The 414-nt window shown below is 71.3% G+C and carries 1 pseudogene; it reads right to left on the bottom strand.

The window, feature by feature from the left end:
- Nucleotides 1-414 (bottom strand): annotated as a pseudogene (locus AC1DD5_RS25785) (hypothetical protein); the annotation flags it as partial.

The raw sequence follows: 414 nt of genomic DNA, 5'->3' as shown, positions 1-414 counted from the left end.
ACATTGCCGTGCTGCTGGTAGGCCACTCCCCCGCGGCCCTCGGGTGCAAACCAGTACGTGTTGGGTGCCCAGAGCGCCATCCAGGACAGCGAGTCGCCGCCTTGCCGGATGAGGCCGCGGGCCCTTTCCCGGTCCTCGGCCCCCGCATCCGTGCCGTGGTGGCGGCGCAGCAGCACCAGCCAGACCCCGGCCAGCGCCACGACCCAGAAGATGATGCCGGAGGAGGCGAACAGGAAAGCCTCGGCCGCGTTGCGGTTCTGGAACACGCGGTTGTAGATGCCGGGAATGGGCAGCGGCAGGTACTGCCGGGCGAGCTCCGCGGCGAGTCCCAGCCAGCCGCCGTCGCGCTCCAACCCGCCCGAGGCAAACCATGCGGCGCCATAGCCCCCGGCGAGCACCAGGAAGGTCCCCGCC

The sequence above is a fragment of the Paenarthrobacter sp. 10L420 genome, assembly GCF_056395385.1.
The sequence above is the reverse complement of the archived record's forward strand: the minus strand, read 5'-3'. Positions and strand labels throughout refer to the sequence as shown.